Here is a 24,624-nt window from a genome sequence, read left to right as displayed (position 1 = left end):
CTTGATACTGCTACAATGAGAGTTGTCTAGAATCAAGCTTTTTATATCCAAAGTCAGCTTCCAATAGTTCTCTCAAAAGCATGTGCAACTTGAACGAGCAAATCTTCTCTCCACCACTTAGTAACGAATTGCACACCTACGGGTAAATTCTCCACACGTCCGAAAGGTACACTGATCGCAGGTAATCCAGAGATGTTGAACTCAGCCGTGAATCTGGTGAGGCGTCGCGCGAGTTCAACAGCACCTTCTCCCTCGATGGGTGGAGCCACGATCGGTACCGTTGGAAGAACAAGAAGGTCGAAATGTTTGAAAAGATCTTTGAACATGTACTTCACAATCGTCTGAGTTCTCCTAGCTTGTGCGTAATCGCAACCGCTTGTTGAGGCTCCTTCCATCAACCTTTGCTTGACATCATCGCCAAACAGTTCTGGATGTTCTCTCAACCTTTCTTTGTGGAAGGCTGCAGCCTCTGTCTGAGTAATCAAACCGTTCGCTGCTGCGGCGTCTTTCAACCAGTTGAGAGATTCTTCTTTAACGATTGCCCCGAGTTTTTCAAGGACATGACAAGCTTCATCTACTATTTTCAGAATTCTTTCGTCTGCTTTGGATATGAATTCACCTGCGACTTTCAAAACTCTCATTCCTTTTGGAAATTCATCGAAATTTGGCTCTCTCAGGAGGGCTTTTTGTGAAAATGGATCAGCTTCATCGTACTTAGATATGATTTTTAAAACAATCCAGGCGTCCTCAACGCACTTTGTGATTGGACCAACATGATCCAGATGCCATGCCAGTGGCATAACGCCTCTGACGCTGACTCTTCCATAGGTAGGTTTCAATCCAACCACACCGCACAGCGCAGCCGGAATTCTTATCGAACCTCCAGTGTCTGTGCCAAGGGCAACCAAAGTCATTCCACTAGCGACGGCCACGGCAGAACCCCCAGAGGAGCCTCCCGAAATCTTGCTCGGATCGTGTGGATTTCTGCAAGGACCAAAGTGAGGATTGTTGTTCGTCACACCGAGTGCGATCTCGTGAAGATTTGTCTTACCCATGATTATAGCCCCAGCGTTCTTGAGCGCCTTGATGACAAAGGCATCCTGTTTAGCAACATTATCTTTGAAGAACAAACTCCCAGCCGTTGTTTTCAAACCTTCAACATCTATAAGGTCTTTCACAGCAACCGGCACACCAAAAAGCGGGGGAAGATCTTTCTTGTAAGATTTTTCCAACTGTTCCGCAGTTTTGATTGCTCCATCGAGATCGATCGAAATGAAAGCACCAAGATCTTTGTGAATTTCTATTTTCTTAAAGCACTCCTCGATGATTTGCCGAGGTCGAACTTTATCTTGGATGTACAGTTTCAGTAGTTCTCTGATTTTCACTCTTCATCACTCCAATCTCATTTTTGGACCTTCTTGGACAAACTTTCCCCTGAATGAGGGTTCTATCAATAACATGTGGCTGTCCAAGTCATGAAATTCAAACGCACCAGTTCCAAGGGCAAACTGAACGCTTTGGTTTATTCCGAGACTCGACTCTGCCATGCAACCGATCATCAATTTTAAACCAGCAGATCTCGCAAGTTCCACTATGGCCAGCGCATCACTTATACCACTCTTCATCAGTTTTATGTTGACGTAATCTACGGCTTCTTGCTTTATGAGTCTCATCACATCGTATTTCGTCTTGGCTGATTCATCCGCGGCAACAGGAAATGGTGAGTTGAACCGCACATACCTCAATCCATCGATGTCATACCACGCTACAGGTTGTTCATATACAGCTATATCCACACCAGATTTGTAAAGCTGTGTTGCGAACTCAACGGCTTGCTTTGGTGTATAACCCATGTTCGCATCGATTATGTATACAGCTCCCTTCGTCACTCGCGCGATTTGCTGAACGGCTTCGATGTCTTCCTTCAGGTTCTCTCCAACTTTCACTTTGATGGTTCGAAAACCCTCCTTGAAGATTTCCTCAGCATCTTTCACCCTCTTTTCAATCGTGTCTATCCCTACTGTTTTGTCTGTTTCAATCTCCGATTTACTGCCACCAAGAAATCCTGCCACACTGATGCCCAGTTCTTGACAAAGAGCATCCAAAGTTGCATATTGAACAGCAGCTTTTAAACTCGGCGTGGCCAAGAGTTTATCTGCGATTTGGAAAATGGCCGCATAGTTGCGAACGTTCAATCCTAGAAAATTCTCTTTCAAAAAGTTCTCCATCGTTAGAAGCATTTCTACCTTTTCACCGTTGACTCTAAAAGAAGGTGAAGCTTCCCCACACCCAACGATTCCATTTTCAAGTAATATTTCAACCTCCACATTGCTCGCTTCGAAAGAAACACTACCTGTTATACGAAAAGGTTTGCGGTAACCGTAACGCTTCAGTATTAAACGTATATCTTTCACCTTAGCCATGATTCACACCTCCCAGCCTTCGAATCTGACCACCTCGATCTTCATCTCAAGACCGATCTTTTTATTGTGTGTTTCAGCCTCACCCAGTTGGTTATCCGTAGGATCTTCCCTGTGGAATTTCGGCGGAGGATCAAATTGTTTCATAAAGTCGTCGTTGGCCACCATCCTGAATCCATCGAGGTTTCCAAAGTAGAAGTTGCGCAACCTTTCATTGTGACGTCTTGCACCGCCAAAGGAAAGATCGGCAGGAAGCCAACCATAAGGTTTCACGTAGAAAAGTGCCCAATCGTGTGGTGAAGCGAAGTAAGGTGTAGTGTACCAACCAGATTGCCATCTCGCTGGAATACCAGCTATCCTGCACATGGTGATGAACAGTAACGCTTGAAATCCACAATCTCCCTTCAAATTCTCAGCCACATACTGGGAAATGTTCTCATAAGTCGCGTATGGTCTCACATAAGAATATCTAACTCTAGTCGTGATCCAATCATAAATGCGTTTAGCTTTCAAGTAAGGGTTAGTTTCTTCTGCCACGATTTGCTTTGTCAACCATTTGAGATAGTCTGTGAAAACAATGTGCGGTGGTTCCTGTTGCAAAAAATCGTCCAAATCGGGTTCTTGAACTTTCGCTGGATCGATCTTGTTGATCCACTCACTCACTTTGTACTCAAACTCTACTATGTACTCCTTGCTGGTTCCCTCAAAAAAGATAGTTCGTTGTGGGGCATCGTTGTGAGCTAAGAAGTAATTTTCATCGCTGGTGTAGAGTAATCTCACATCTCTGATCTGGAAACCTTCCTTCGGGAATGGAAGCCAAACTCTGAAATAATCATCTTCAGAATCCACAGTTGCTTTGATTTTCACGTGTACTTTATAAGTTCTTGGATTACGACCTTCCGAAAGTTCTCTTATTCTTCGCTCGATCAGTTCTCTTTCGTGTTCTTCTTTTGGGTCTTTCTTTATTCTTTCTCTATATTCGCTTCGAGCAAACCCAATGTTTTGAACAAATCTTTCGAAGAATCTTCTCCTCCTGTTGACAACAATGAAGTCAATGCACCCTTCTTCAACCAGTTTGTAGAATTCATCGTAGTCGAAATCTTTGATCATTTCCTTTGCTTTCTCTAGAGCTTGCGACTCATCATATGGATACGCAGAAAGCAACCGTTTGATTCTGTACTTTTCGTATTCGAGTCGTTGGCGTTGAATATCCGTGATGCGAGTGTCTCTAAGCCATTTATCGATCAAAGCTGCGGCCGTTTCCCAATCTCCAATGGCTTCACACAATCTCACATTTTCTGGAAGGCCACAGATGAGAAATTCAAGCATTCTGAATCACCTCATTTTCGCATCAACATTCTCAACCTCGAAAGGCTTTCAGGTATATCTTTCTCGAATCTGTTCAAATCGTTTATCTCAAGAACAACGATACCTTGAAATTCGTTTTGTAATAATTTGAGTATCTGTTCGAACGGTATCTGACCAAGCCCGATGGGTAGATGCAGATCTCCCACACCGTAAAGATATGCGAAGTGCATTTGATCTGCTATGTTACGTTCAAAATCGCTCTCGACTTTTCCAAAATTGTCATGGACATGAATTTCAAAGGTGTAGGGTAATCCTAAGGTGAATTGTTTGATCAATTCTTCCTCGTCACCTCTCACTCTTAAGAAGAGATGACCTACATCGATCAGCAACTTAATCTTGGGATGATTCACATGGTAAACGATCTCGAGAGTTTGTTCTACTGTTTGAGTGGTATTTTCTACAACAAGGCAAACCTTTTTTTCTTCGAGTTTCGAAGACAAACGTTTCAAATTCTCGATTTCTCTGTGTTTCTTGTCGTCATCTTTTCCAGACCAACCGCAATGATAGACAACACTGTCTGCACCAATGCTCGAGGCGAAGTCTATGGTGGCTGAAAGGATGAGAAAATCTTCCTCCCTGTTTTTGGAAAGATCCACAGGATCTGGGCCGTGCACGGTGAATTTCATTCCAGAAGATTCAAAAAGATGCTTATAGCGGAGAAACCTTTCTTTGAAAAACTTCCCATTGAAAATCAAATCTAGACCTGCAGGGGGAACTTCCGCATAATCGAAGCCAAGCTGCTTGAATTTTCTAAACTCTGTTTCGAGATTTATGATGGATCCTGCGAGACGCCGTGTATCGATGTTTATGCCGACACCTTTTATCACGTGTATCACCTGGCCTATCTCGTAATTTTTCGAAACATATTGTAATCGATTGACACTTTTCGTAACATTTGCTATATTTTATTATAGCTCGAAGCCCCCATCAGGAAAAAATTTCAGCTGAGTATGTTGAAATGATTCATCCAGGGGGGTTTCCATAGAAATTTAAAGGGCACTTAGACTTTTCTTGTATTAGCTTAACATTCAGCGCATAAGAATTTTTTCGGTCCCAACTTCTGAAGGGAGGGATTAGTGTGAGAAAAGTGTTTTTAGCAGTTTTATTGTTCGCCGCAGTTGCCCTTTTTGCCAGTCTCGAAGAGAGAATCGTTGAAGTTGGTAAAACACTCGAGAGAAACGGCATCAACGAGGTACGCTATGCAGTTTGGGGAACAGGAGATCCAAACAGTGTTTTGAGAGTCCTTGGAATTGTGGAAGCAGCTAGACGCATCAACGATATCTGGTCAAAGAACAAAGTCAATGTCAAGATAACGATCAGAGAGACCCGCTATGAATTGGATTTCACGCAGATGTATCAGGAATTTCTCAGCAAACAACCTCTCGGAACAGCCGGTGATTTCTTAGTGAACTCTTACGTGTACATTGCTTCTTTGGCTGAGGAAGGTTATCTGCTTGATTTAACACCTTATCTCTCAAGACATAAGGATTTCCTCGAAGGCTTTTTCCCCACACTCGTTGAAGTTGCCAAATACAAGGGTAAGATTTACGGTTTACCGCAGGATACAGAAGCCAGACCATTCTACATCAGAAAAGATATAGCTGCCAAGGTGGGATTGAATTTGGAAGGTCTAGATCAGAAGGTACTCAAGGGTGAGTTCACCTGGCTCGATGTCTACAGTTGGTCTAAAAAGACGGTAGAGATGAAAGCTTCTGAGTGGGGTTTGATACATCGAAGGGGTACTGCTCATCCCGATTTGATGCAGTTCATACTCGCCTTCGGAGGTAGGTTAGACGATCCAGTGGAAGGAAAACTCGTTTTCGACAAAGAAGCGATATACAAGTGGCTAACCATCGAATGGGTTTTTGCTCGCGAAAAACTTTTGCCATCGGATATGATGGCATGGGACTGGGCCAAGCAGGTGCATCCAGCCATAGTTGATGGTAAAACTCTGTTCGACATCGGAGGCACATGGTACTGGACAGAATGGCAAACCAAGGATTATTACACTGATCCTAAAACTGGTCAGATGAGGGGATTAAAACCTGAGGAGGTCGAACAGTGGTTCTACTACACATTGTTCCCAGCTGGCGAACCTGGCAAGAAGCCAGTCACGTTGAGCCAGCCGTTCATGTGGATGGTGAGTTCCAAAGCTGGTGCACAGAATCCAAAATACAGTGCGTTGAAAAGCACTTACGATGAACTTGCGTTTTTAATTGTCGCAAAGGCCTCAGATCCAGATATAAACGCTATGCACAGCATCATGAGTGCGAAGTTGCCCATTACTAAAGCCTCGGCTGCCTTGCTTGCCAACAAAAGTTGGCTTGACAAACTCTATAATCTTGAAGTTGATCTCGATGCTGGTGTGAAGGAAAAGATCGCGAATATCGTCAAAGCCACAGTTAATCCAATAAACGCTACCTTCCTTTCAAACGTTTCTTACATGCTTGAATACACGAATTTCCAGCCAGCTCATCCAATGTATCCGAAACTCACGGCAATCTTTGCTGAAGTCGTTGATCAAGTGCTGAGGGGTCAAATGGATCCGGCAAAAGCTGTAGATTATGCCATTTCAAAGATCAACGCGGATCTCGATCTCAAAGCTGCTGTGAAGATCATCAAAGATATTCCTAAAGATTGGAGATTTCCAGCTAGATGAACAGGGGAGATTTCCCAAGAAAATGGGAGCTGTGGGCCTTTTTGGCCCCGGCTCTCATTGTTGTGATAGTTTTCTACCTGATCCCTTTGATTCTGACAATCTACACCAGCTTCACACCCTTGAGGAATTGGAACATACATCGTTATGCAACGAGAATAATAGGTTTCTACAACTATCAAAAATTGTTCCACGCGATTTTGAATGATCCGTCAGTGAGAGCCGTATTTTTGACTACAGGTATTTTCGTAGGTTGTACACTTCTGGTGAACGTACTTGGGGGTTTAATCCTCGCAATTTTGACTTTCTTTGCTGGTAAAACTGCTGGTCCTGTGGCGAGTACGATTTGGCTTTTACCGAGAATGTCTCCGATAGCTGTTTATGGGCTCGTTTGGTATTACTTTTTCCATGGTAGTAGCGTAGGCACACTGAACTCGTTGTTGATGAAGCTAGGCTTCATACATAGGCCAATGGCTTGGGGACAGGATTTCATTCCTTATGGACCGTGGGGTGTGATCGTCTTCGTCAACGGTTTGGTCGGTGTCAGTTTTGGCATGATCGTACTTTCCTCTGCTATCAAGAGCATTCCGGGTGAGTTCGTCATAGCGGCTCGGGTCGATGGAGCGACCGATTGGCAAATCTGCAAGAAAGTTTTGATACCCCAGATCAGGTGGCACATCATGTATGTAACGACTTGGCAGCTTTTGAGTTTGCTTACTTCTTACGCGCACACATATTTGTTGGTCAGCTGGAGGTTGGTGAATAAGTCCTACGGAACACCTTTGGCATTGTACGTGTACGATCTCGCATTCACTGGTGTTTTCGATCAAGGTTTCGCTGCGGCGGCTGGTACCATCTTGGTGATCGTCGGTGGATTGCTAGGTTGGATGACGCTCAGAATTTTAGGTTTTGGAAAACTCATGATAGAACCACGTGGTGATATCTGATGAACTTGAGTGATGTTGAGGTTCGGAGCAAAACCAAGCAAGTGATTTATTCAATCGTTTTGATAGCTTTTTCAATCCCAGTTCTGATGGCTTTTTCTGTGCTTGTTCTATCTAGTTTTGCAAGTCAAATGGTGACAAACTTTGACTTTTCGAAGGTCAGATTCACTCTGAGGAACTGGCAGTTACTCTTCCAAGGTAGGATCGCTATAACGGGCGGATTGAGGGAAAATATCTTTCTCTACATGTTCAGCACAGCCATCGTGGCACTCGGTGTGGCTCTCGTTACCACGTTGGTTGGAACGCTCTCTGGTTACGCTATTTCAAGGATCAAATTTAAAGGAAGAAAGTTTTTACTGTTAATGATGCTGATGCTTCACGCACTGCCTGGTTCGATACTCATCGTTGGAGTTTATTTCCTCTATAGGATTTGGATGCCAACGAATTTGAATGCGTTACGATACTTTTCTTTCTTCTATGTGGTGTTTGCGCGTGCAGCTTTGGAAGTCCCACTGTCCGTTTGGCTCATGAAGGGTTTTTTTGATCTGCTTCCGTGGGAAATAGAGTGGTCTGCTTTGATCGATGGTGCTTCGAGATTGAAAACGTGGGCGAAGATAATGCTTCCACTCATAAAACCAGGTGTTGTTGCTATTTTGATCTTCGGTTTTCTTGCGGGTTGGCAAGATATCATATATGTTAGGACTTTTCTCATAGATAAAACCCTCGCCACTTTCATAGAATCTAACCTCGAAGCCGAGATGGCTTATATGCCATTGCTAGCAGCCGCTGCAACACTGTACTTACTCCCAACTGTTTTCTTCTACATAAGTTCCCAGAAATTGTTGTTCAAAGTCTATGCCGGAGGTATCAGGAGGTGAGTTGTCTTGGCACGCATCGTGCTCGAGAATATCACAAAAAAGTTTGGTAAAGTGGTCGCGCTCGATGGGGTGAGTTTGCAAATAGAAGATGGTGAATTCGTCGTTCTTCTTGGACCATCCGGAAGTGGAAAAACAACTTTGATGTACTTGATAGCTGGTATTTATAAACCAACTGCCGGCCGAATCCTGTTCGACGGTCGTGATGTGACTTTCTTACCACCCAAAGAAAGAAACGTTGGGTTGGTTTTTCAAAACTGGGCACTTTATCCGCACATGAAGGTTTTTGAGAATATAGCTTTTCCACTCACGTTGAAAAAATTTGATAAAAAGACCATATTTGAAAGGGTTCACCAGGTTGCAAGCATGTTGAAGATAGATGCATTGCTTGAGAGATATCCTTGGCAACTCAGCGGAGGACAGCAACAGCGGGTCGCCATAGCTCGTGCACTCGTCAAACAACCTCAAATACTTTTGTTTGATGAGCCTCTGAGTAATCTCGATGCGTTGCTGAGGATCAGCGTGAGGACAGAACTGAAAAGGCTACAAAAAGATCTTAAAATCACATCAGTTTACGTTACGCACGACCAAGCTGAAGCGTTGGCGATAGCAGACAGAATCGCAGTGATAAACAACGGCAAATTGGTACAAGTTGGTACTCCTGAAGAAATTTACAACAAGCCCCAGCACACATTCGTTGCAAGTTTCATAGGAAATCCACCAACCAATTTGTTGAAAGCGGAGTTCGATGGAACACAACTTTTGATTGAAGGTAAGCCTGTCAGAGCTCCAAAGAATTTTTTGGATTGGATTGCGGGTAAAAAAATTGTTCTGGGTTTCAGACCAGAGAAAGGTTTACTCTTGGAGCGAGCGGTCGAAGAAGCAGTTTGTATCGAAGTGCAAGTGTACGAGATAGAGTCCATGGGTAGAGAACAAATCATAACCGTTTCCGTCGAACAAGCCATGGTCAAAATTCTGAGACCCTCAGAAGAAAGATTTTTCATATCTCAAAAGTTGTTTTTGTGTGTTGAATTGAAAAATCTTATGCTGTTCAATGAAAACGGAGAAGCACTTGTTCGAATGGATCCTCTGAGTTAAAATAGAACCGTGCGTCCGATCATCGGAGTAACGTGCTCGGTTGATCAAGATGCCCTCAGGTTGAATATGAATTACTATCAAGCTTTGGAGAAAGCTGGTGTTTTACCCATTCTGATCCCTATTCTGCAGCACCCGGAAAATCTTTTCCAGCTGGCTGAAATCCTCGACGGCATTCTCTTCTCCGGGGGAGTGGATATAGATCCACACCACTATGGTGAAGAACCAAGAATGGGTCTTGGCCAGATAACTCCTGATAGGGACGAGATCGAAATAGAACTCTGCAAAATTTTTTTTGAAAAGAAGAAACCTATCTTTGGCATCTGCAGAGGCGTTCAATTGATCAACGTGGCTCTAGGTGGAACACTTCATCAGGACGTAAAATCTGAACTCAAAGATGTCTTAAAACACTATCAGGAAGCTCCAGCTTATGCCCCCACTCACACAGTGTTCATCGAGAGAGACAGTTTGGTGTTCTCCATCGTTGGATCTGAAAAGCTTTTGGTTAACAGCTTCCATCACCAAGCGATCAAAATGGTTTCACCCTTTTTAAAGGTCGTCGCACGTGCGAGTGACGGTGTCATCGAGGCTGTCGAATCGTTCGATCAGGACCATTTCGTTTTAGGCGTCCAGTGGCATCCTGAAAGGATGTTCGAAAAGCACATCGAACACTTCAAATTGTTCGATCGTTTTGTTAAAGAGTGTTCAAAGAGAAAGAGGTGAAAAAATGAGAGTTTTCATTTCTGCAGATATGGAAGGTATCTCTGGAGTGGTGGGATTAAACCATGTTTCGCCCGAACACAAAGAATATGAAAGGTTCAGAAAACTCATGACAAGAGAAGTCAACGCTGTAGTGGAAGCTGCCGTTCGATTCGGAGTGAAAGAAGTTGTGGTGAACGACTCACACAACACGATGGATAACATACTCATCGAGGAGCTCCATCCCAGAGCCGTACTCATCAGTGGCAGCCCAAAACCTATGAGTATGATGGAAGGAATAAATGAAAACTTCGATGCCGTTTTCTTCGTTGGTTATCATGCGAGAGCAGGTAGTGCACCAGCAATAATGGATCACACCTACACTGGTAGAGTTTTCACAGTTGAGGTGAATGGAAAACAGTTGAGTGAGGCCGGTTTGAACGCGAGAGTGGCAGGATGCTTCAACGTTCCTGTCGTACTCATCACTGGTGATCAATTGACTATAGAATGTGCAAAGCAGGAGCTCAACGATTTTGTCGGGGTAGTGGTCAAAGAAGCAGTGGGAAGGTACGCAGCGAAACTTTATCCTTTCGAGATCGTTCAGGAAAAGATCAAAGCTGGTGTTGAGGAAGCGTTGAAGAAGGTGAAATCTTTCAAACCGACGATTGAATCTGAACCAGTGGAAGTGAAATTGGTCTTCTACAATTCCTCTTTCGCCGAAGTGGCTTCATTGCTTCCAAATGTCCAGAGAATCGATGCAAGAACTCTGTGGTTCAAAACTTTCAGCTATTTTGAAGCTTACAGATTACTCAGACTTTGTTTATCACTCTCTTCATTGATCAAATAGTTTTTCATGAAAGCGATTGGCTGAGAAAACTTGTTCATATCTTTGTGTTCTTAATCTGAGTAGTAACTCGTACGCTTTTTCACACCCAAAAGCATTTTCAACTTCGTTTGGTCGAACCTACCAAGCCGCATGAAAGCCAGTCACACTTGACGTCCAATTCTGTCGGTGATAAAATATAGACGTCTAATTGTTAGACGTCAAACGGAAGGTGACATAGAATGAACGAAGACAGTATCTTCAAACGTTTTTTAATCATCCAAAGACTACATTTCCATCTAATTCATAAGGAATTAGAAAGACACGACATACACCCAGGTCAATTGCCTACCCTCATGATCGTTGAAAAAAATGAGGGTATAACTCAAAATCAAATTGCCGAAAAACTCAACCTCAGATCTGCAACTGTGGCCATCGTTCTTAAAAGGATGGAAAAAGCGGGATTGATATACCGAAAGCAGGATGAAAATGATAGAAGACTCCATCGTGTCTATTTGACTGAAAAAGGAAAGAATTATTGCAAGTTTTTGAAACAGCAAGCGCAAAAAGTTGAGGAAATTGCCACACGAGGATTTTCTGAAGAGGAGAGGATACAACTCAAAGAACTCCTGGATAAGATCATTGCGAACCTTAGAGGTTCTCTGGGGAGTGATCATAATGCTTAAGATCTTGCGATACCTTCGACCTTATCTATGGTTGGTTTTCATAACTGTTTTACTTGTGATAGTTGATTCGTACGTGACACTCTATCTGCCCGACTTGATGTCTCAAATAATAGACAAAGGAATAACCAGAGGCGATGTTGATTATATTTGGAAGACCGGTGGAAAAATGCTTCTGGTTTCTCTGATTCAAGTTGTTGCAATAATCATCATGAGTGCAACCTCTTCTAAAGCTGCGATGTGTGCCGGGAAAGACCTCAGAGAAGATCTCTTCAAAAGGGTTCAAAGTTTTTCTCTCACTGAGATGGATAAATTCAGTACTGCTTCACTGATCACACGAACCACGAACGACGTAACTCAAATACAACAAGCTCTCGTGATGGTTCAAAGGATGGTCATAAGAGCACCCATTGTTGCGATTGGGAGCATATTCATGGCGATTTCAAAGAACGCGAAATTGACGATGATACTGCTGGTGTCCGTTCCTGCAGCTGCATTGGCTATGTATTTGATTTTCGCAAAGGTTATGCCTCTTTTCAAGAGTATGCAGAAGAAAATCGATAAACTCAACTTGGTTTTGAGGGAAAGGATAACCGGCATTCGAGTCATAAGAGCGTTCAACAAAGAAGAGTATGAAAAAAATAGATTCGAACAGGCCAATGTGGATTTGACTCAGACAGCTCTCAAAGTGAACAGAATTGGATCGATCGTTTTTCCAATAATGACCATCGTGATGAATTTCACGATCATAGCTTTGATATGGTTCGGTGCGAAGCAGATAGATCTTGGTCAACTTCAAGTTGGTTCAATGATCGCAGTCATGCAATATGTGATGCAGATTCTCTTTTCCTTCATCATGATTTCGATGATTTTTGTATTCTTGCCACGTGCTTCTGTTTCTGCACAGAGAGTTATGGAAGTTCTACAGGCGTTCCCTTCCATTGTGGAATCTGAGGATACTGAAGAACCATCAGGTGAAGGTGTCGTTGAATTCAAGAACGTCACCTTTTACTATCCTGGTGCGAAAGAGCCAGCCCTTCAGAATGTTTCTTTCACGGCTAGACCAGGTCAGATGACCGCTATAATCGGTGGCACAGGTTCTGGTAAGACAACTATACTCAATTTGATCATGAGATTCTACGATGCAACTGAGGGAGCCATCACAATCGACGGGGTCGATGTGAAGAAGATTCCCCTCGGAAAACTCAGAAAGATGATAGGTTATGCTCCTCAGAAACCCATCATATTCTCAGGAACTATAGCAGAAAATATTCGTTTCGGTCGGGACGAGCTCACGAACGAAGACATTTTCAATGCGGCAGAAATTGCTCAAGTGAATGAGTTTGCTAAAAAAATGCCAGATGGCTTGAACAGCGTTGTAGCCCAGGGTGGAACAAACCTTTCTGGAGGACAAAAACAAAGAATATCGATAGCACGAGCAATCGTTGGAAGACCAAAAATTTATCTTTTTGATGACACTTTCTCTGCCTTAGATTTCAGAACGGATGCGAGAATTCGTGCAAGACTTTTTAAAGAAACGAAGGATGCCACCGTCATAGTTGTCGCTCAAAGGGTTGCCACAATAATGCATGCAGATCAAATCGTGGTCATGAAAGAAGGTAGGGTTGAGGGTATCGGCACACACAGTCAGCTCATGCAAACTTGTCAAGTATATCGTGACATAGTGCTTTCGCAGATTTCGGAGGAAGAAGCAGTAGTTGGAGGTGAATTCAGTGACAGATGAAAGGAAAACCGCTCGACTCGGACCATTTCCAGCTAGAGGCCCAAGACCTGGTGGCCCAGCTTTTACAGGGCCAGCGGAGAAGGCTAAAGATTTCAAAGGAACATTGAAAAGGTTGATAACTTACCTCAGGCCTTACCTTTTTCCAATAGCGATCGTTCTCGCCTTGACAATCACCGCAACTGTACTCACAATAATAGCTCCAAAAATTCTTGGCCGAGCAACAACGGAAATCTTTCGTGGTGTAATGATGAAGATGTTGAGGTTGCCTGGTGCAAGGATAAACTTCTCATATGTCGCGAAAATATTGATTCAAGTGAGTATTCTGTATGTTTTGAGCGCACTTTTACATTACGTGCAGCAATACATCTTGGCAGGAGTTTCTCAGAAAATCGTTATGAAGATGAGGAAGGAAATTTCTGAGAAACTCGCAAGACTTCCTCTGAAGTTTTATGATTCACGGACTCACGGAGAGATATTGAGTCGTGTGATAAACGATATTGACCTGATAAGTGGGACGCTTCAGCAAGGTTTTGTTCAGTTCGTTTCTGGTGTGATTTCCATAATCGGTGTCACGATCATGATGCTCACCATAAGCCCATTGCTCACTGGTGTTACGATGCTCACGTTACCTTTGAGCATCTTGACGACAGTTTTCATCGCGAAGTTCTCTCAGAAGCATTTTTCAACCCAGCAGAAAAAAATCGGAGAACTCAGTGGTCACGTTGAAGAAATTTACGCAGGCCATATCGTCGTCAAAGCTTACTGCAGAGAGAAGGATGCGATCGAGAAATTCGAAAAGATCAACGAGCAACTCTGTGATGCGAGTTACAAAGCCCAATTTCTTTCGGGTATGATCATGCCCCTGATGCGGTTCATAGGAAACCTCGGTTATGTGATAGTTTCTGTAGTTGGGGGTATCTTGGTCACCAGAAGAACTATAACAATAGGTGATGTTCAAGCTTTCATACAGTATTCTCAGCAATTCACCCAGCCGATCGTGCAGATATCCAACATAGTGAATTTGATTCAATCAACAATAGCTGCAGCTGAAAGAGTCTTTGAGATACTCGATGAAGAAGAGGAAAAACCGGAGAGCCCTTCCGCTCTCAAAATTGAGAAAGCCAAGGGCGAGATCAAATTCGAAAGAGTTTATTTTAGCTATGTCCCAGATAAACCTTTGATAGAAGATTTGAACATAGAAATAAAGAGTGGTCAGAGAGTAGCTATAGTTGGTCCAACTGGCGCTGGGAAGACCACGCTGGTGAACCTTCTAATGAGGTTCTACGAGATACAGAAAGGTAGCATAAAACTGGATGGAATAGACATCAGGGATATCCATAAGAGCCATTTGAGAAAATGTTTTGGTATGGTTTTGCAAGATACATGGTTGTTCAACGGTACCATCAGGGAGAACATCGCCTACGGGAAAGAGAACGCCAGTCAGGAAGAGATAGAACTTGCGGCAAAGATGGCACAAGCGCATCACTTCATCATGGCTCTTCCAGATGGTTATGACACCATGATAAATGAGGAAGCCACGAATATATCCTACGGTGAGAAACAACTGATAACGATTGCACGAGCTTTCTTAGCTAATCCGGACATTTTGATCTTGGACGAGGCTACCAGTAACGTTGACACACTGACGGAAGTCTACATTCAAAAAGCCATGAACGAATTGATGAAAGGTAGAACTTGCTTCATCATAGCGCACAGGCTTTCAACAATCAAGAGTGCCGATCTAATACTAGTAATGAACGAAGGAAAGATAATAGAGAAAGGTACACACAAAGAGTTACTCCAAAAAGGAGGCTTTTATGCACAATTGTACAAAAGTCAGTTCCTCGGAGCTTTAGTTGATGTGTGATTCTATTTCCTCCAAAAAAGCTTCACATCGAGTAACTTGATCGGGTGTTTTAACCTCAAGGTGAAAAGCTTTACATGCAACGTGCTGAAATCGAGGAATCCTTGAACATGTGCGTGCACTTTCTTGAGAGTAACTCGATTAGAAATGTTCACGCGATCGTTACTCTGAGGCTGCCGTAAATGATGTAATCAGTGTAAAATAAAATTGACGGTTGCATACTTGTATAATAAGTAGACAACAAATCAAATGACTCATTTCGTTTAAATTTATTTCTTCTCATCTGAGTTTTTCCTAATCTTTTTGTCAGTTCGTCTGTAGATAGTGTGATCACATCAAAATTGAGGAGGTGCAGGTATGAGGAGGTTGTTGATCGTTTTCCTCGTTGCTCTGATCTTCGCAGTGGGATTCGGCAAAACAAAACTTAGAGTTTGCAGTTGGGCTGGTGCACTTGAGGCGGAATTGGATCAGAAGATTTTAGCGGAATTCATGAGGACTCATCCAGACATTGAAGTGGTGTACGAGCCGATACCACAGAACTACTATCAGAAGATCCTGACAGACATAGCAGCAGGAACTCCTCCCGATGTGTTTCTCTTAGATGCCGAGATGGTTCCAAGGTATTCTGAAGAAAAACTTTTGCTGAACTTGGCTCCATACCTGTCGAGACTCGCAGAGGAACGCGTTTCTGGAACGAACTTGAACGAGTATTTCGAAGTGCTAGTTGATATATTCAGAGCCGGTAGATCCATATACGCTTTACCAAAGGATACGAGCCCTGTGGGTGTGTTCTACAACAAGAAGCTCTTTGATAGGTTTGGAGTGCCTTATCCTCCAGAAAGTGGTTGGACTTGGAAAGAGTTTGAGGAAACTGCTGCGAAATTGACTAAGGACACAGACGGAGACGGAAAGGTCGATGTTTGGGCATTCTCTTTCCCAAGCTGGGTTGGGGTCGCCGTGCCACTCCTCTGGGCTGGTGGTGGTGAAGTGTTCTCGCCGGATTTCACCTATACTACAGGATATCTCAACAGCGAAACCAACGTTAAAACCTACAGTTTCTTCGTAGATCTTTTCAAGAAAAAATACGCACCCTCGCCAGAAGAAGCAGCTGCTCTCGGTGGAGCGTCTTCTCTCTTCTTTACAGGTCGAATAGGTATGGTGATCACGGGAAGATGGTTCTGGTTGAGCGTGAAAAGACAGATAGAGCAGGGAGCACCCATCGATGTGGGAATCGCGCCGATACCGCATGCGCCAGGATTCAAGAACGTGACAGTTACTTACGCATCTGGTTGGGCTGTTCCAGCAAATGTGGCAGACAAGAGGTTAGCTGTAGAGTTGGCAGCTTGGTTGTCTAGTGAGTACGCCCAGAGAGAAAGATGTTTAAAAGGTGGGCTTGCCATATCTGCCAACAAGAGGATCGCAGAAGAACAGGCAACTTTAAACAAGGTGGATGCAGTTTTCATAAAGATGTTGAGTTTCGCTAGAGTTCCTGTTGGATCCCAAACTAAGTACTACAGGCCCTTGTTTGAAAGAACATGGGCTGAAGCAGTTGATCGTATCTTGATCAAAGGAGTGTCAGTCAAGGAAGCCTTCGACTGGGCTGCAGAGGAGATAGACAAAGCTATAAAGAAAGGCGAATGGCAATGAAGGAGGGGAGTTTTCCCCTCCTTTTTAAATGGTTGGAGGGTTAAAAGTTGAGCGAAAGAGTAAAAGCTTACTTAATTTTGGTCACGACATCCTTCATTGTGATGATTTTCGTCTTTTCAGCTTTTTACTTCAGATCGAAATTTGTTCATTACAAAAGAGATGTAGAGAGTGATCTTGCTAGGATTAGCCTTTTTTATCTAAAGAGTGATCTGCATAGTTTTGGAAAAAGAATCTCTGATTTTTTAAAGAACGAGGACATTTCCATTTCCAATCTTGAAAGTTTGGGTCGCAAAATGTGTGAAGATTGTTCATTTGCCATATGGATGGATATTGATGGAAACTCAGTTTCAGAGTTTGGTAACGTACCGAGTGAAGATTTCTACAACGACGCTTTGATCCAAGCATTGCTTTATGAAGAGAGTTATGCTTTTCTCTCGGACCTCTATTTTCTGGATGATGCTGTACAGATCAGAACCGCAATGGTGGTCAAAACCATCAATGGTGATGACCTAATTGTCCTTGTGGGCAAAACACTCCCTGCGGATTATTTTGCCAAGATTGGCCATCTGATTCATAGAAAGGTGTTTTTCATATCGAAGGATGGAAAAGTTTTTGGAGAAGGTTTCCAAGTGAGTGCTGATCTTTTGAAAAAGGCTGCAGGAGGTCAAAGGCCTGAGACGGAGATAACAAAAGATGGAGAATTAGTGATCGCTGTACCATTTTTTGATTTTGAAGAATGGGGAATCAAAGGGTTTCTCATCAATTCTATTGAGTTTCGAGAGGTGCAAAAAGCTTTTCTGAAATTTCTGATCATCGATATTTTTCTATTTTCAGCTTCTTTCGTAATCCTGATATTTGGGATTTTGAGTACTGTGAGGAAAAAGTTAAAAGTTATGAGTGTTTTATTTTTTTATTCCTTACCTTTGTTGTTTTCGATCTTGTTCGTTTTCGTCTTTCAAATGCCCAAGGTTTTGGAAACTGAGTACATAGAATGTACAGAAGCAATGTCCAAGGTTCTAAAGAGGTTTGGAAAAATTTGGCTAGAAACAACTCAATTTGATGAGATGAAGAAAATGTTAAACGTTCAAATCCTGTTGATTGAGAATAGAAATATCGTTTCATCCACGCTGAAAAAGAATGTGCTCAGCACGCTAGCAAACTGGATGAAGCTGAGGAATATCGATACAGTTGAAATAGGTGAGTTGGATGTAAACAAGGTCCGTTACACTTACCTGGGTTTGAAACAAGAGAGTGAGGTTTTGTTTCTATTGAAAGAGAAAACACCGCTTGTGAACAATGTGGTGAACATCAAATTCATGGGGATAGTCATGATCATGGTATCTTTCATTTTGGTTTTGATACTCGGTTTCTCGATAAAGAATACCGATCATCCTCGATTCCTCAAAGCCACGTTGGTCGGATACATTTTCTTGGCTCCCGCGCTCATTCATCTCCTATGGTGGGCAGCTGGTCCTGTGGCTTTTTCATTTTACTTGGCGTTTCACAGATGGAACGTGATAGATCCAGCGAAACCTTTCGTTGGGTTTGAAAACTTCAAAGAGTTATTTCAAGATAAGCTCTTTTGGAATGCCATGAAAAACACAGTAATATTCTCACTCCAAGTTCCTATCAGTATGCTACTTTCACTTTTTCTCGCCATCGCGGTTAACCGACAAACCAAAAGTATGGCACTTCTGCGCACTGTATACTATCTACCAGCTGTAACTGCGGGTGTTTCGACCACAATAGTTTGGAGGTGGATACTGAATAAGGAATTCGGTATATTGAACTATGTGTTGGGATTCTTCGGTATTCCGAAGATTCCTTGGCTAACTTCCCCAAACACGGCTTTAATAGCCATAATGTTAATGACTATCTGGCAATCTTTGGGAAGTCAGATGATAATTTTTCTTGCAGGGCTTCAAAGCATACCTCAAGCTTTCTATGAAGCAGCCAGCATAGATGGAGCCAATGCTTTCCAAAAGTTTCGCTTCATAACTATTCCACTTTTAAAACCAACGACTGTTTTCGTGCTCGTAACCAGTGTGATTGGTTCATTCCAAGTATTCACACCGATTTACGTCTTGACTCAAGGTGGACCTCTGAGGAGCACAGATGTTGTCTTCTATCACATATGGGAATCTGCTTGGATAGAACTAAAGATGGGATATGCTGCAGCACAATCTTGGATGCTTTTTTTAGTTCTACTTGTACTAACTTATGTTGAGTTCAAACTCTTTGGGAAAGAGAGCTGGAAGCAATATTTCTAATTTTGTTGTGTGCGTGGTGGTGTGATATGAGGGAAAAAAGGAAATCTGTAAGAATCCTGCTGAAACTTTTCATTATGTTCATCCTAATGATTCTAGCCATCTCAACGTTGTTGCCATACATAGTCATGGTTTCTTCATCTCTCATGGCGCAGTTTGAGATATATAGTTTTCCACCGAAACTGTTTCCTTCCAATCCTAGATTTCAAAATTATATAGAGATGTGGAAGTCTCAACCATGGGGCAGATACATTTTCAATACAGTATTTGTTGCCGTTTCCGTCGTTCTGGGGCAACTCGTAGTGGTATCCATGGGAGGATATGCACTCTCAAGGCTTTATTTTCCCGGTAGGGATCTCATCTTCAGAATATTCATAGCCTTCATGATGCTACCAGGAGTTGTAACTTTAATACCTGGGTTCATAATCCTTCGCAACCTCGGGTGGATAGACACGTACTTAGCTTTAATAGTTCCCTCGCTTGGTAACATATGGGGAATGTTTTTGATGAGACAGTACATGCTCACACTCCCAAACAGTTTGGAAGATGCTGCAAGGATAGATGGAGCTTCAGAGTTCACTATATTTTGGAGGATTGTGCTCCCTCTGTGTAAACCTGTTCTTGCCACAGTAGCAACTTTCACGTTCCTTGGAACATGGAAATCTTTTCTCTGGCCCCTCATAGTTACAAGGAGCAAGGAGATGAGAATGATAGAAATTGGCATAGCTATGTTCACCACTCAATACACAATTGATTATCCGATTCAACTCGCTGCAGCTACTCTTTCTTCTATACCTCTCATAGTGATCTACTTTCTTGCCCAAAAGTGGCTCCTTCAGGGCATAAAACTATCTTCGGGTTATGAGAGGTGATGTTCAGTGCTTGAAGAGTTTTACAAGCTTGCCGATGCGGAGACATTTTCCGTATCAGCTGAGAATCCCACCGGAGGCAGGAACAGAGGTGCCCTTGAGATTCCTGGTCCTGAGAATCCTGCGAGAAGGCTTGGAAGAGGATGGAAAGTCAGGCCATGTATCTCCCTAAGGGTTAAACAGGAAACTTTGCTGGCTGACATTGAAGGTCCTGGTGTCATAACTTACATTTGGATGACAGTAGATCAAAAAGCTTACAGAAGTTGTATTTTGAGGATGTACTGGGATGATGAAAATGTACCATCTGTAGAAGTACCGCTGGGAGATTTCTTTGTTAATTGCTTCGGATTGAGATTTGAGGTCAACTCTTTACCCATCTCTGTGAATCCTTCTGGTGGATTCAATTCGTACTGGCCCATGCCTTTCAAAAAAAGAGCGAGGATGACAATCGAAAATCAGAGCGAGAATGACATACCATATTTCTTCTACCAAATATCTTTTGTTAAAAAGAAACTTGGGAATGACGTGACCTACTTTCACTCGCAGTGGCGTAGAAGTATGACCACTAGAGATAATCCACAACACGTGATTTTAGATGGTGTCGAAGGTAGAGGAAAGTACATTGGAACCGTTATAGCATGGGAACAACTTTCAAACGGTTGGTGGGGAGAAGGTGAAGTTAAGTTCTTCATAGATGGTGAGGAAAATCCGAGCATATGCTACACAGGCATCGAGGATTACTTCGGAGGAGCTTGGGGTTTTGGAAAAACCTATTCAACGCCTTTTTTGGGATATCCTCTTTGGTTAAAGCAGGAAGGACAAATTCCAAAGCATGTCATGTACAGATGGCACATATTTGATCCAATCTTTTTCAGAAAAACCCTGAGAGTTACAGTTCAGACTCTCGGATGGTGGCCTGATGGAACTTTTCAACCTTTGACAGATGATATCACTTCTGTGGCTTATTGGTACCAGATTGAACCTCACACAACTTTCCCTGCTCTTTTAGAGCTTGAAAAAAGGTGGCCAAGATGATTCGAATTTCTCGGAAAATTTTACAGGAATGTTACATTACTTGTGAAAGAGAGGGGTTTTGCTGAGTACAATAAATATTGTAAGTTGCATACTTGTCTACTTATTAGACAAGTATGCTTCAAAATATGGGGAGGTGTTTCTATGCGTAAGTTCTTCATGGTGGCTATGATTTTGGTCGCAGCTCTCATGATCGCGCAAGTCATTGAACTCAGATGGACTGGTTGGGGTGGCGGCGAGGAGGACATCAAACATGCGAATGCAAAAATGGCGGCTTTCCAAGCGAAGTATCCGAATATAAAAATCGTTCCAGAGGTTTACCCAGAGAATTACACGCAAGCTCTACTTGCATCCATCGCCGCTGGCAATCCTCCAGATGTTTTCCTTCTCGATGCGCCTTACATGCCTACATTCACTGAACGTGGTGTCCCACTCAACATCAGACCGTATTTGAGGATTTTAGGAGTCAACATTGAAGAGTATTATCCCAATGTGCTCGAGATATTCACCTCACCAGATGGAAAGCTCTTTGGTCTCCCGAAAGGTTTTACCCCAATGGTTGTGTATTACAACAAGAAGCTCTTGAAGCAGGCAGGGTTGCCTGAACCAAGCGATGACTGGACATGGAACGACTTTCTCAAGATGGCACAAGCAATGACAAAGGATTTCGATGGCGATGGTAAAATCGATCAATATGGAGCACATGTTGGCAGACTTTTCTACCAGTTGTGTCCGATGATTTGGTCTTATGGTGGAGAGATCATCTCACCGGATTACAAGACGGTATCGGGTTACCTCAACAGTCCGCAAACAATTGAAGCTGTGCAGTTTTTCGTTGATCTGATAAAAAAATACAAAGTGGCGCCTGAACCAGACGTGATTTCTGCTTTCGGTGGTCTTGGTAACATGCTTTACACTAACAGAATAGGTTTCTATGTCAGTGGACATTGGTCGCTCTTTGGAATGAGAAAGTACATAGAAGAAGGAACTCTGGAAATTGGTGTCGTCAGATTACCAAAGGGACCTTATGCAAAATCGAGTCAAACTGTTATATATGCTACCGCTTGGAGTGTAATGTCGACGACAAAACATCCGAGGGAAGCTTTGCAATTTGTCGCTTGGTTGTCTGGAGCAGAAGGTCAGAAACGCGAAGTACTTGAGGCTAGAATCGAATTGTCAGGACACATCCCAACCAACGAATTGCTCGTGGCTCAAGACAAATGGGGAGTTGAGAAAAAATTTGTCGAAATAGTACCAACTGCGAGATTGCCGATCGGTTGCAGGGTAGTTGATTGGTACAAAGCTGAAGACATCTTTGCGCAAGCTATAGATAAAATTTTATCCTTGAATACACCAGTCAAAGAAGCATTAGATTGGGCTGTGAAAGAAATCGAAGCAAAGGTTTTCGGGCGCTAGCGGATATCAACAAGGTGGTGGCTTATGCCACCACCTTTTCCTGAAATATGAAGTATTTTTTGGGAGGAGAAAAAGCAATGAATGTGAAAATCATCTTTCTTCTATTTTTGTGTACTTTGATTGTTGTTTGTTCATTTATTTTAGGATATTTCTTCTTCAAAACCGTTCAAGTTGTGAAAGCTGAAAATCTTGAGGAAATCTCCAAAGTTATACGGTCCACACTGCAAGCTATAAGAGAAAAAGTCTCAAAAAACGCTGAAAAGTTCTTTCACGGTGAGATCGTCGATACTGTTATGGATGAGAAAGATTCGTTCATGTATGTGGTTAATGAAGCTGGCAAGCCATTGAGTTCAGGCGGTAAAACCATCAGTTTTACAGAAGATCTCATGTTCAATTTGATGACAGGTGATCCTGTTCCAATGATTATTGTGGAGAACTCTAAGTTAATCGCGCGCGTTGTAAAAGCTAAAGACATGAACTTTGATTCCTTTTTTGTTTACGAAGAAAATGTGTCCGATCAATTAAACCACGTGAATCACAGCTTCGCTTACCTTTCTAATATTACGAAAGAAATGGTGAATATCGGCACTAACATAAACTTACCTTTTCCTGAAAAAACACTGAAGGCTGCCCAATCGGCTTGGAACCCCGTCTCTGCCTCAGTGAGATCTGGAAAAAAGCACTATATAATAGCTGCAACACCTTTTCTTGACTATTTGAATTGGCATGCTGAAGGTGTTATCGTTGTTGGTACAGAAATGGTAAACGTCAAAGCCGAGATTGCACAGGTCATATATTTTTTGTTAGCTATTGGGGTAGGTTTGGTGATTCTTTGTTCTTTCGTTATCTTATTAGCGAAAAAAACATTGTTCTCATCTAGAATTTGTTCCTTAATAGTTTTGACTGTTTTCTTGCTTCTCACCTTCTTCTTGAAAGGAAATTTGGATAAATTTTCGGAAAGAGCCGTCAGGGATTTTACTATGTCGTTACGTACCTACATGAAACAATGCACTCAAAAGACGGGAGATTTGGAAGATCTCACCAAAATTTTCAACTTGGCTATTTTCGATGGCTCTGAGAAGTTGATAGCTTCTTCAACTACGATCATGGCCAATTTGAAAAAGGACATGGACAGACTTTCGAAGATGGCTCCAGATGAAATTTTTCATTCCGTACGTGGTTTGAAGACCTTCACGTTTAAATTTGGAGAAACAAAGTTAACATATTTGCCTCTAAGAGTCAATACTCAAGGAAAGAATCTGGTTCTTGTTTTCTTCGTTGTTCTGAGTTGTCTTGCTTTCATGCTCTTCATCTTGGATTTTCTTGTAAAAAACATTGATAATAAATTGGTGCTTAGAAACACAATGAAAGGTTATTCATTCCTGCTACCTGGAATTTCTATGTTCATGATGTGGCTCTTGATTCCCATAGCATTTTCACTGTATCTCAGTTTTCATGAATGGTCCATGGTAGATCCATTGAAACCGTTCGTTGGTTTTGAAAATTTCATGAACGTTTTGAAAGATAAGGATATCATGCGCTCACTGAAAAACACAGCAATCTATACGCTGAATGTGCCGATAGGTATGGCCCTCTCATTGGGAGTAGCACTTTTGATGAACAAGAGGATAAAGGGTATAAACTTGCTCAGATTGCTTTATTTTCTTCCTTCTATATCTTCCTTCGTGGCTATATCAATTGTCTGGCAATGGATTTACAACCCAGAATTTGGATTACTGAACTACCTTCTTGGTATCTTCAGAATCCCTCCTCAAAGGTGGCTATCGGACCCGAAAACCGCGATGATGTCCATTATGATCATGACAATTTGGATGAATCTTGGCTATCAAATGGTCATATATCTGGCTGGTTTGAAAGGTATACCAAGTTATTTGTACGAGGTGGCAGATCTTGATGGAGCAAACAGTTGGCATAAATTCGTTTATATAACCTTACCCATGCTTAAACCGACGACTGTTTTTCTTCTCATAACGTCTGTTATAGGCTCATTCCAGATTTTCACTCCGGTTTATGTCATGACTGAGGGAGGGCCTGCGGGAAGCACGAACGTATTTGTCTATCATATATACAACACGGCTTGGAAGGGTTTTAGGATGGGATATGCCAGCGCACAATCTTGGTTTCTGTTCTTGCTAATCTTCATAGCTTCGTTTATTCAATTCAGATTGATGGGAAAAACTTTCTACGAGGAGTGAGATTAT

19 protein-coding genes are annotated in these 24,624 nt (G+C 42.5%); 15 read left to right on the top strand and 4 right to left on the bottom strand.

Features of this window, described 5'->3' with window-relative positions; genetic code table 11:
* Nucleotides 1-53: 53 nt before the first annotated feature.
* The 4 genes from NZ875_06055 to NZ875_06040 are packed head-to-tail and all read right to left on the bottom strand — an operon-like array spanning nucleotide 54 to nucleotide 4,624.
* Entirely contained in the window at nucleotides 54-1,385 is a 1,332-nt protein-coding gene (locus NZ875_06055; GenBank protein MCS7175299.1) for an amidase, read from the bottom strand.
* A 6-nt stretch (nucleotides 1,386-1,391) separates the two neighbouring features.
* Entirely contained in the window at nucleotides 1,392-2,423 is a 1,032-nt protein-coding gene (locus NZ875_06050; protein MCS7175298.1) for a dipeptide epimerase, read from the bottom strand.
* 3 nt (nucleotides 2,424-2,426) lie between these two features.
* A complete protein-coding gene (locus NZ875_06045; protein ID MCS7175297.1) occupies nucleotides 2,427-3,749 on the bottom strand; it encodes a transglutaminase domain-containing protein in 1,323 nt (440 codons plus the stop codon).
* Between the two features lie 11 nt (nucleotides 3,750-3,760).
* Nucleotides 3,761-4,624: a sugar phosphate isomerase/epimerase gene (locus tag NZ875_06040; protein ID MCS7175296.1), complete on the bottom strand. Its 864-nt coding sequence runs from the start codon at nucleotides 4,622-4,624 to the stop codon at nucleotides 3,761-3,763.
* 242 nt (nucleotides 4,625-4,866) lie between these two features.
* Here NZ875_06040 and NZ875_06035 point away from each other — a divergent pair, with 242 nt between their 5' ends.
* The 15 genes from NZ875_06035 to NZ875_05965 all read left to right on the top strand — a co-directional run bounded on the left by NZ875_06035 (nucleotide 4,867) and on the right by NZ875_05965 (nucleotide 24,618).
* The gene (locus tag NZ875_06035; protein ID MCS7175295.1) at nucleotides 4,867-6,447 is read left to right on the top strand and encodes an extracellular solute-binding protein; all 1,581 of its coding nucleotides are present in this window, start codon (nucleotides 4,867-4,869) and stop codon (nucleotides 6,445-6,447) included.
* Nucleotides 6,448-6,509: 62 nt separating this feature from the next.
* Nucleotides 6,510-7,391, top strand: a complete 882-nt coding sequence (locus NZ875_06030) for a sugar ABC transporter permease (GenBank protein MCS7175294.1) — start codon at nucleotides 6,510-6,512, stop codon at nucleotides 7,389-7,391.
* Complete coding sequence (locus NZ875_06025; protein ID MCS7175293.1) at nucleotides 7,391-8,266, top strand: carbohydrate ABC transporter permease; 876 nt, start codon at nucleotides 7,391-7,393, stop codon at nucleotides 8,264-8,266. The genes NZ875_06030 and NZ875_06025 overlap by 1 nt, the downstream gene beginning before the upstream one ends.
* Before the next feature lie 6 nt (nucleotides 8,267-8,272).
* Nucleotides 8,273-9,361: an ABC transporter ATP-binding protein gene (locus NZ875_06020; GenBank protein MCS7175292.1), complete on the top strand. Its 1,089-nt coding sequence runs from the start codon at nucleotides 8,273-8,275 to the stop codon at nucleotides 9,359-9,361.
* A gap of 9 nt (nucleotides 9,362-9,370) precedes the next feature.
* Nucleotides 9,371-10,081: a gamma-glutamyl-gamma-aminobutyrate hydrolase family protein gene (locus tag NZ875_06015; protein ID MCS7175291.1), complete on the top strand. Its 711-nt coding sequence runs from the start codon at nucleotides 9,371-9,373 to the stop codon at nucleotides 10,079-10,081.
* Between the two features lie 4 nt (nucleotides 10,082-10,085).
* Nucleotides 10,086-10,904, top strand: coding sequence for a M55 family metallopeptidase (locus NZ875_06010; GenBank protein MCS7175290.1), 819 nt, complete (start codon nucleotides 10,086-10,088; stop codon nucleotides 10,902-10,904).
* 218 nt (nucleotides 10,905-11,122) lie between these two features.
* On the top strand, nucleotides 11,123-11,566 hold the full coding sequence (locus NZ875_06005; protein ID MCS7175289.1) for a MarR family transcriptional regulator: 444 nt from the start codon (nucleotides 11,123-11,125) through the stop codon (nucleotides 11,564-11,566).
* Nucleotides 11,559-13,307, top strand: a complete 1,749-nt coding sequence (locus NZ875_06000; GenBank protein ID MCS7175288.1) for an ABC transporter ATP-binding protein/permease — start codon at nucleotides 11,559-11,561, stop codon at nucleotides 13,305-13,307. Before NZ875_06005 ends, NZ875_06000 begins: the two co-directional genes overlap by 8 nt.
* Nucleotides 13,297-15,174: an ABC transporter ATP-binding protein/permease gene (locus tag NZ875_05995; GenBank protein MCS7175287.1), complete on the top strand. Its 1,878-nt coding sequence runs from the start codon at nucleotides 13,297-13,299 to the stop codon at nucleotides 15,172-15,174. The genes NZ875_06000 and NZ875_05995 overlap by 11 nt, the downstream gene beginning before the upstream one ends.
* Nucleotides 15,175-15,528: 354 nt before the next feature.
* Nucleotides 15,529-16,818 (top strand): sugar ABC transporter substrate-binding protein, encoded by a 1,290-nt coding sequence (locus NZ875_05990; protein ID MCS7175286.1) that lies wholly within the window; start codon nucleotides 15,529-15,531, stop codon nucleotides 16,816-16,818.
* Nucleotides 16,819-16,865: 47 nt separating this feature from the next.
* Complete coding sequence (locus NZ875_05985; GenBank protein ID MCS7175285.1) at nucleotides 16,866-19,088, top strand: sugar ABC transporter permease; 2,223 nt, start codon at nucleotides 16,866-16,868, stop codon at nucleotides 19,086-19,088.
* Nucleotides 19,089-19,114: 26 nt separating this feature from the next.
* Nucleotides 19,115-19,957, top strand: a complete 843-nt coding sequence (locus tag NZ875_05980; protein ID MCS7175284.1) for a carbohydrate ABC transporter permease — start codon at nucleotides 19,115-19,117, stop codon at nucleotides 19,955-19,957.
* 6 nt (nucleotides 19,958-19,963) lie between these two features.
* Entirely contained in the window at nucleotides 19,964-20,989 is a 1,026-nt protein-coding gene (locus NZ875_05975; GenBank protein ID MCS7175283.1) for a DUF2961 domain-containing protein, read from the top strand.
* A gap of 141 nt (nucleotides 20,990-21,130) precedes the next feature.
* Complete coding sequence (locus tag NZ875_05970) at nucleotides 21,131-22,402, top strand: sugar ABC transporter substrate-binding protein (GenBank protein MCS7175282.1); 1,272 nt, start codon at nucleotides 21,131-21,133, stop codon at nucleotides 22,400-22,402.
* A 47-nt stretch (nucleotides 22,403-22,449) separates the two neighbouring features.
* Nucleotides 22,450-24,618, top strand: coding sequence for a sugar ABC transporter permease (locus NZ875_05965; protein MCS7175281.1), 2,169 nt, complete (start codon nucleotides 22,450-22,452; stop codon nucleotides 24,616-24,618).
* The last annotated feature ends 6 nt before the right edge of the window (nucleotides 24,619-24,624 follow it).

This window comes from Pseudothermotoga sp., assembly GCA_025060105.1.
Taxonomy (GTDB): Bacteria; Thermotogota; Thermotogae; order Thermotogales; family DSM-5069; genus Pseudothermotoga_A.
Note: the sequence above shows the minus strand (reverse complement) of the source record. Positions and strands in the feature narration are given on the sequence as shown.